The sequence below is a fragment of the Vibrio sp. V33_P6A3T137 genome (assembly GCF_009904835.1).
GTDB lineage: Bacteria > Pseudomonadota > Gammaproteobacteria > Enterobacterales > Vibrionaceae > Vibrio > Vibrio metschnikovii.
The window spans coordinates 1-8,744 of sequence record NZ_WXWK01000103.1 but is presented as its reverse complement, the minus strand read 5'-3'; the positions used below and the strand labels follow the sequence as shown (position 1 = coordinate 8,744).

The 8,744-nt window shown below is 45.0% G+C and carries 8 protein-coding genes; 6 read left to right on the top strand and 2 right to left on the bottom strand.

From position 1 onward, the window contains the following. The first annotated feature begins 400 nt into the window (after positions 1-400). From glpA to glpC, 3 genes are read left to right on the top strand one after another with little or no spacing between them, the layout of a single operon-like run. On the top strand, positions 401-2,050 hold the full coding sequence (gene glpA, locus CAG60_RS10050; RefSeq protein WP_158137429.1) for an anaerobic glycerol-3-phosphate dehydrogenase subunit A: 1,650 nt from the start codon (positions 401-403) through the stop codon (positions 2,048-2,050). Further along, positions 2,047-3,360 carry a glycerol-3-phosphate dehydrogenase subunit GlpB gene (gene glpB / locus CAG60_RS10045; RefSeq protein WP_158137231.1) on the top strand — a complete coding sequence of 438 codons (1,314 nt, stop codon included), beginning with the start codon at positions 2,047-2,049 and terminating at the stop codon, positions 3,358-3,360. Before glpA ends, glpB begins: the two co-directional genes overlap by 4 nt. Next, entirely contained in the window at positions 3,357-4,583 is a 1,227-nt protein-coding gene (gene glpC, locus CAG60_RS10040) for an anaerobic glycerol-3-phosphate dehydrogenase subunit GlpC (RefSeq protein WP_161438861.1), read from the top strand. The genes glpB and glpC overlap by 4 nt, the downstream gene beginning before the upstream one ends. Positions 4,584-4,674: 91 nt before the next feature. Here glpC and CAG60_RS10035 read toward each other — a convergent pair whose 3' ends face one another. Further along, the gene (locus CAG60_RS10035; RefSeq protein ID WP_158137229.1) at positions 4,675-5,766 is read right to left on the bottom strand and encodes a ketoacyl-ACP synthase III; all 1,092 of its coding nucleotides are present in this window, start codon (positions 5,764-5,766) and stop codon (positions 4,675-4,677) included. 186 nt (positions 5,767-5,952) lie between these two features. On the opposite strand from CAG60_RS10035, the gene trxC reads away from it, so the two are divergent. From trxC to CAG60_RS10020, 3 genes are all read left to right on the top strand, one after another. Beyond that, entirely contained in the window at positions 5,953-6,387 is a 435-nt protein-coding gene (gene trxC, locus CAG60_RS10030) for a thioredoxin TrxC (protein WP_040905111.1), read from the top strand. A 193-nt stretch (positions 6,388-6,580) separates the two neighbouring features. Next, entirely contained in the window at positions 6,581-7,735 is a 1,155-nt protein-coding gene (locus CAG60_RS10025) for an MFS transporter (protein ID WP_115152604.1), read from the top strand. A 102-nt stretch (positions 7,736-7,837) separates the two neighbouring features. After that, the gene (locus CAG60_RS10020) at positions 7,838-8,029 is read left to right on the top strand and encodes a DUF2986 domain-containing protein (RefSeq protein WP_004396688.1); all 192 of its coding nucleotides are present in this window, start codon (positions 7,838-7,840) and stop codon (positions 8,027-8,029) included. Here the strand turns inward: CAG60_RS10020 and CAG60_RS10015 are convergent. Then, positions 8,018-8,491, bottom strand: coding sequence for a LabA-like NYN domain-containing protein (locus CAG60_RS10015; protein ID WP_004396689.1), 474 nt, complete (start codon positions 8,489-8,491; stop codon positions 8,018-8,020). The two genes, CAG60_RS10020 and CAG60_RS10015, sit on opposite strands and share 12 nt — an antisense overlap. Between the last annotated feature and the right edge of the window lie 253 nt (positions 8,492-8,744).

Here is an 8,744-nt window from a genome sequence, read left to right as displayed (position 1 = left end):
GAACAACATATTTACAACTAAATATCCGAAAAAATTAATATAAACGTCGGCAATATATCAAAATAAAAGCTCAAAACTGATGAATGGTAGAGCAGAGAGCGACAGTTAACATCAAGAACAATGGCACTTTTTACTCACTCGCATTCAAAAATTTGCGTTTACATTCGTTATATTGCTTTGCTTGCCTGCCGAAAACTCATGTGAACAATAAGTAAATAAAAATCATCTAATCCCATCTATTTTGTTTAGCCATTTGCTATCTATAAGCAACTTGACGATAACCACTCACCAAAAATCTTTCGTTCGAACTTTTGTGAGCAATCTATCGAACATATTCAACTTAAAATGGCACACTAATGGTAAGTTTATTGTAAATAGAATTAAGGCAGGGGTCATGAGCATGACAACGAAGCAAACCATCGAAACCGATGTGGTGATCATCGGTGGCGGAGCGACGGGAACCGGGATTATGCGTGATTGCGCTTTGCGTGGTATTCGATGCATTCTGGTTGAAAAAGACGATATCGCCTCAGGTACAACCGGAAGAAACCACGGCCTACTCCATTCTGGCGCTCGTTACGCCGTCACTGATCATGAATCTGCTAAAGAGTGTATCCAAGAGAACCTAATTTTAAAACAGATTGCTAAGCACTGTGTGGAAGCAACGGAAGGCCTGTTCATCACACTGCCCGAAGATGATATTACGTTTCAAGAAACCTTTATTAATGCTTGCCACTCGGCGGGCATTGCCACCAAACAACTCAGCGCTAAAGAGGCGCTGCGTCTTGAACCGAATGTTAACCCTGCTTTAATTGGCGCCGTACAAGTTCCCGATGGTACCTTAGACCCTTTTCGATTATGTGCCGCTAATGTACTTGATGCCAAAGAGCATGGTGCACAGATCCTTAACCGCACCATAGTTACTGGTCTTATTCGCCAAGGTGATACTGTACTCGGCGTTCACTGCCTGCAGCTCAGTACTCATCGTCAATTTAATATTGTTGCTAAGCAAGTGATCAATGCGGCTGGAATTTGGGGACAAAATATCTGTGAGTATGCTGATCTGAATATCAAGATGTTCCCAGCCAAAGGATCGCTACTCATTCTCGACTATCGCATCAATAACCTAGTGATTAATCGCTGTCGTAAACCTTCCGATGCCGATATTTTAGTCCCCGGTGATACCATTTCTTTGATTGGCACGACCTCCGAACACATTGACTACGACCAGATTGACAATCTACACGTCAGCGAGAAAGAAGTAGATATTTTGCTCTCTGAAGGAGCGAAGTTGGCTCCGATCATGGCCAACACTCGGGTATTACGTGCCTACGCAGGGGTAAGACCGTTAGTGGCGGTCGATGATGATGGTAGTGGACGCAATATCAGCCGCGGGATTGTATTGTTAGACCACCAAGAACGCGATGGCCTGAAAGGGCTAACCACCATTACTGGCGGCAAATTGATGACCTATCGATTAATGGCCGAATGGGCGACCGATATGGTTGCCAAAAAATTGGGCAATACGGTGGCATGCTCTACCCATACCCGCCCTCTTCCTGGTTCAAATCAAGCCGAAAAGCCGGTCAAAAAAACCGCCAGCTTAGCAAAACCCGTCTATGAATCGGCGCTTTATCGTCACGGTGAGCGAGCTGAGCAGTTTTTATCGGCAGACAGTAAAAGCCAAGCCATCATCTGTGAATGCGAAATGGTCACCGCGGGTGAGATTGAATACGCGATTAAGCAGTTAGATGTTAATAATCTCGTCGATTTACGCCGCCGCACACGCCTAGGCATGGGGCCATGCCAAGGTGAATTATGCAGTTACCGAGCCGCCAGTTTATTTCAAGACTATGGCGGTGTCTCTGGTCAACAATCAAGCCAACTGTTGGTGGAATTTTTAGAAGAGCGCTGGAAAGGCATTAAACCGATTTTCTGGGGAGATGCACTGCGCGAGGCAGAATTTAGTTATTGGATCTATGAAGGATTATTGGGTGCCAGCGATCTTCCTCATCCTTCTATTCAATCGAGCCAGGAGGAGACGTTATGATGAAGTATGACGTGATCATTATCGGCGCTGGGATTGCAGGTTATAGTGCAGGGATCCGCTGCTTACAAGCAGGCTTAAAAACCGCACTGATCAGCCAAGGACAAAGCGCGCTGCATTTTTCATCAGGTTCGATTGATGTCTTAGGTAAACTACCCTGCGGTAGCGCCGTTGAGTTTCCTTTTCAAGCAATCCAACAGCTCGCTCAACAAGCTCCGGAACATCCTTACAGTAAGGTTGGAGCAGCGATCAGCCAGCAAGGATTACTGTGGTTTCAACATACTCTTCAGCAACATGGGATGCCATTAAGTCATCAAGCCGATCACAGTAATCATCAGCGGATCACCTCAATGGGAACGCTTAAAGCGACTTGGCTTTCGCAGCCTTATGTATATCAACATAAAAAACAGTGCGATTTTAAACGGCTTGTGTTGGTGTCCATCGAAGGTTACCGCGATTTTCAACCGCCGATGCTACAAGATAACTTACGTTATTTACCTGAATTTTCGACCATTCCCAGTACCATTGTTTCGATCTCGATTCCTGGTTTTGCTGAACTGCGCCATAATCCTCATGAACTGCGCTCAATTGATATTGCAAGGTTGCTCAAGCAGCCCAAGGCATGGCAAGCGTTTTGTGATCAATTAACGCAAGTAGCCACCGGTGATGATTTGGTAATTCTCCCAGCGATCATGGGTAACGGTGACGGATTGCACCTACTCGATAAATTACACGCCACTACTGGATTGTCCTTGCATGAAGTTCCGACCATGCCACCTTCTTTGATGGGGATCCGGATTGAGGAGTCGCTCAGTCGTGCTTTCTTATCCCTTGGTGGTATACATTTAAAAGGCGATAAAGTCACCAAAGGCGAGTTTAATCACCATCGATTGAACGCGATATACACCAAAAACCTGACCGATATGGCGCTTTATGCTGATCATTTTCTCATGGCGACAGGAAGTTATTTTAGTCAGGGCTTAGCCGCTAATCATCAGGGGATCAGTGAGCCTATTTTCCAACTCGACGTTGAAAGTGCTCAAGAGCGGGCACAATGGCGTAATCATGACTTTTTTGCTAAGTGCTCTCACCCTTTTATGACATTTGGCGTCACAACGACCGCCTCATTAAACCCTAGCCGTCAAGGTGAGACTATCCATAACCTCTATTGCTGCGGCTCTATGCTCGCAGGTTATGATCCGGTGTTTGAAGGTTGTGGTGGTGGCGTCGCGATTGCAACTGCTTATCATGCTACGTCACAAATTATCGCTCAATGGCAAGCGCAAGCTTCAACTCAGGAGGCTCTGGTATGAATCATTCCTTTATTGCCAATGCACCGAAAAACACCTCATTTGATCAATGTATCAAATGTACCGTGTGTACCGTGTACTGCCCCGTTGCTAAAGCGAATCCACTGTACCCTGGGCCAAAACAATGCGGCCCAGATGGCGAGCGTTTGCGGATCAAAAGCGCGGAATACTACGATGACTTACTAAAACTGTGCACCAACTGTAAGCGCTGTGAAACCGCTTGCCCTTCTGGCGTGCGGATTGGCGACCTGATTGCCGTGGCACGAGGCAAGTATGGTAAAAAGCCATTCAATCCGAAGTTAATGCGTGATTATGTGCTCAGTCATACCGATTTATTTGGCTCCCTCGCGACGCCTTTTGCACCAGTCGTCAATTTTGCCACCTCGCTACCTCTGGTCAAAAAAATCATGCACAAAACCATCGGTGTGCATGATCACAAAGCCCTACCGAAATATTCTCATGGCACCTTTCGCCGTTGGTTCAAACAACAAAAACAGCAGCAAGCCAGCTATAACCGCCAAGTCAGTTACTTTCATGGTTGCTATGTCAATTACAATCATCCTCAGTTAGGGAAAGACTTTGTTCGGGTAATGAACTCGATGAACATCGGCGTCAGCTTGTTGGATAAAGAAAAATGCTGCGGCGTCCCTTTGATTGCCAATGGCTTTCACGATAAAGCGCGCAGTAATGCTCTACTGAATGTCAAAAGCTTAGAAACGGCCGTCTTGGAGAGACAGACTAAGGTACTCTCAACCTCATCGACCTGCTCTTTTACTCTGCAACAAGAGTATCCGCATGTGTTAGGCGTTGATAATAGCCAAGTCGTGGCAAGCATTGAGTATGTCACGCGTTTTCTACTCAAAGAGTTTATGAGTGGCAATGCGCCGAAGATGAAACCCGTTAACCTCAAAGTGGTCTATCATACTCCTTGTCATTTGGAGCGCAGTGGTAATGTTATTTTTACGATTGAACTTCTGAAAATGATCCCAGGTTTAGAGCTGGTGGTTTTGGATAGTGAGTGTTGTGGTTTAGCGGGCACTTATGGCTTTAAAGCGGAAAACTACGATGTGTCAATGAAGATCGGCTCACACCTATTTGAGTCGATCAACACCGCCAAGGCAGATTTCGCGGTGACCGACTGTGAAACCTGTAAATGGCAAATCGAAGAAAACACCACCGCCGAAAGCATTCACCCGATCACACTGCTGGCAATGGCGTTAGCCTAAAACACGATAGCCAGCGTATCCATTGACGCTGGCTATCAACGATGACGCTAATCCACGGACATCGAACAGATTTGCCGTTGCTGCTCAGCGGCTATTGAGATAGTGGCCGCTGCTGACAATGTTCAATCGCTTTTTCTAGCAATTGCAGTGCGCTTTGCTCACAGGATGGTAATTGTGCATCACTACTGCCCAGAGGCGTTACCCGTGAGCCCCACTTAATATGGCCTGCGCCCCAAGTTAATCCTGCACCAAACGCGGCGAGTAACACGTTATTATTGGGTTGAATCTTACCTTGTTCCAATGCTTCACACAGGGCAATCGGCACCGTTGCCGCCGACGTATTGCCGTATTTCTGAATATTAATAAACGCTTTATCTTGGCTAATACCCGATAAATCACATAACGTTTGAATGATACGGATATTCGCTTGGTGTGGGATGACCACATCCACGTCTTGCTGAGCTAAACCACTGGTGGTTAACACTTGCGCCGCCGCCGCGCCCATGCCTTTAACGGCTCTTTTAAAGATCTCTTTACCAACGAAATCAAATGCCCAATAACCATTGTCGGCAGCAAAGCGATCCATTGAGCTACCAAACTTCGGCACCGCCAAAATATCACGCCCTTGAGCATCACAACCAATTTTGGCTTCTTGTAACCCAACCGGTTGCTCTGTACGACTCAACACTACCGCACCGGCACCATCACCAAATAAAACGGCGGTATCACGTTTGGTCCAGTCAATATAAAAAGACAGTCTTTCTGCGCCAATCACTAAAGCATGTTGGTAGCGACCTGCCTGCATCAAGCGAGTGGCAGTTTCTAAACTGTAGATGAAACCGGTACAGGCAGCATTCAGATCAAAAGCGGCTGCGCTATCTATTGCTAAGTTCTGCTGGATTTTTGAAGCAATATTAGGGATGAGAGAATCGGGCGAACAAGTGGCAACAATAATCAAGTCAATCTCTTGAGCGTCAATCCCGGCACAAGCAATCGCGTGCTGAGCCGCTACGGTAGCTAACTCTGAGGTATTCACGTGACTAATACGGCGAGATTCAATCCCAGTGCGAGTGCGGATCCACTCATCATTAGTCTCTAAAAAGGTGCTTAAATCATCATTTGAGAGCGTGGCCGGTGGCAAACATTTACCCCAACCGGTAATTTCAGCATAATATTGAGTCATTATAATCCTGCTTTTCGTTGTTATGCTCTTGCTACTGGTAAGATTGATCAAATAGCAAGGAGATAGGCATTCATTTATTATTGGCGATGTTAAGCGCATTCACCTAACAAAACGACTAGTATACGCTGATTTGCCTAATCACGTTAAGCGCTGATCGGCAAAGCAACAAAACTAAAAGAGGAAACCATGTCAACGTTCACCACTCGCTGCCCAGCTTGCCATGGGCTTAATCGTATCCCAACAGCCCGAGTTTCTGAAAGCCCGCGCTGTGGAAAATGCCAAGCCGCACTGCTTGATGGGGCTCCGATTGAAGGTACAGCGGATAATCTAGAAGCGCTATTGGCCAGTGAACAACCGGTCGTCATCGACTTTTGGGCTCCTTGGTGTAATCCTTGTGTCGGTTTTGCCCCCATTTTTCATGACGTAGCCGTCGAACGTCAAGGGCAAGTGAGATTTATAAAAATCGACACTGAAGCTCAACAGGCGTTGGCAGGAAAATATCAGATTCGTAGCATTCCCACCCTGATGGTCTTTAAACAAGGCAAAAGAGTCGATGTTCTCAATGGTGCGTTACCAAAAAGTCAGTTTGAACAATGGCTAAACCAAGCATTAACCAAATAAATTATCCCGTAAAATAACATTTAAAGTTGGCATTTCACCGCCGATTATGCCAACTTTACTACGCTTAATCATAGCTTATGACTTGATAAATTTATTTTATCGTCATGAGCATTATTTTTCGTTTTACCTTTCTATTTTTAAGTCCCATATTCGCCGCGAAACCCAGTCCTATTCTTAATTCGAGGCGATAACTATGGACATGATTACTTCTCCCGTTCATCGTATTTCAGTACCGGTTATTGCGCTCACACTGTATGCCGTCGCTTCAGGATATTTGATGAGTGTCATCCCACTCATGCTGCCACATTATGGGTTGGAACTCTCTTTAGCCAGTTGGCTAGCCAGTGTGTTTTATGCCGGTTTATTGCTCGGCGCGCTGTTTATGGAGCAGTTAGTCAATCGCTTCGGACATCGCAATACTTTCATTGGCTGTCTATTAGTGCTGTTAACGTCTATCGTGATTTTGCCCGTTTTTGCCAATAGTCTAACTTGGCTTGGTGCACGTTTTATCGCTGGTATTGCCGTTGCGGGGGTATTCGTTGTAGTTGAGTCGTGGTTACTGCATGGTAATGAAAGTGGCCGCGCAAAACGATTAGGTATTTACATGGTATCGCTCTATGGCGGTACAGCGATGGGACAATTAGGGATTGGATACTTAGGCGTTAATGGCTTAATCCCATTTATTGCGATTGGCTCCTTATTATGCTTCGCAACGGTGATTTTAATCTTTGGTCAATCTGATCAACCGTCTACCGAAGCAGGACAAAGTCTGTCTTGGAAACAAATGACCAAATTAAGTCATGCTGCCATCATTGGCTGTTTAGTTTCAGGGCTGATATTGGGCGCTATTTATGGACTGATGCCAATAGAGTTGACACAACGTGGCATTAGTCACTCAGAAATCGGCAGCTTAATGGCATTAATTATTCTGGGTGCGATGGTCGTACAACCGATTGTTCCTTGGCTATCTAAGCATCTTGGCAGAACCTTATTAATGGCTTTCTTTTGTTTATTAGGCGCTTCTGCGGCGGTATTACCATTATTAGACAGTAGCGTTACGCTTCTCGCGATCAGTTTGTTTGTGCTCGGTATGGCAACGTTTGCTCTCTACCCGATTGCGATTAATTTAGGCTGCGATAAATTAGATGCCCATTATATTGTCTCAGCCACTCAAGTGATGCTGTTTAGCTACAGTATCGGCTCTGTATTAGGGCCCGTTATCGCTGATTGGTTTATCTACACCAATCAAAGCTTACTTGGTTATCTTTTTGTGACGTTATTGATCACTTGTTTGTACATGCTGCTGGCCAGCGTGAAAACCAAACGTCAATGGGTAGCTGGAGAATAAACAACACGCAATAAACTTGATTGAGTTCGCCCTTAAAAACCAGTATGCTGCGCGGCTTTAGGGCCACTTGGCCCTAAATTGATCGTCATCGAGCACAGAAGCATGAACCGTAAAAAGAAAATTAATCAAACACTACAAAAGCATCTTAAAAAGAAAAACGCCAAGCTACATGGCACCAATAAACCTCGTTATATTTCTAAAGCGGAGCGCGCCAAATTAGAAGCAGAACAAGCCGCTTTAGAAACCGTAACTACCGATGCTGAACAGCAGGCGGATAACGGATTACAGCAATAAAGCTTGCTCTATCGGAACAAATTGACTGGCGACATCAATTAAACTTTGTGCCGTCAGTCTTGGTACACCATAAACCTCAACCTTAACCTGAAAGCGCTGCTGAATACGTTCAACCAAGGGTTCAAAATCGCCATCACCGGACACTAAAACAACCGTATCGACTTGCTGAGCTAGCTCATAGGCATCAAGCGCAATTCCCACATCCCAATCTCCTTTCGCACTGCCATCACTACGTTGAATAAAAGGCTTTAGCATCACTTCAAAACCTACACCGCGTAAAATATGATGAAATTGCCGCTGTTGAGGCTCTTTACTGGCAATCGCATAAGCGTTCGCTTTAAATACGTGACGGCCTTGAGTCACTTGTTGCCAGAACTGGTTATAATTAAAGTGACGCCCGTATCGCTCTCGACAGGTGTAATAAACGTTTTGTACATCAACCAAAATGGCAATTTTTTCCATCTCATCCTGCTTATTTTATCAAATTCAACATAGCCCCAATGACTTGGCGTTTTCGGAAATACGAGAGCGGACTATCAACAATCGCACTTCGTCCACCGATGATGCAAACTTTACCACAGCGAACAATGTTCACTCACATAAAATAAGCAACTATTTTAGTATTTTAAACAGCATAAAAATTTATAAATTTGACTTTAAAACAAAATTGTCGCTATTATCTGCATCGAAAAATGATTTGTACTCTAATCATTTA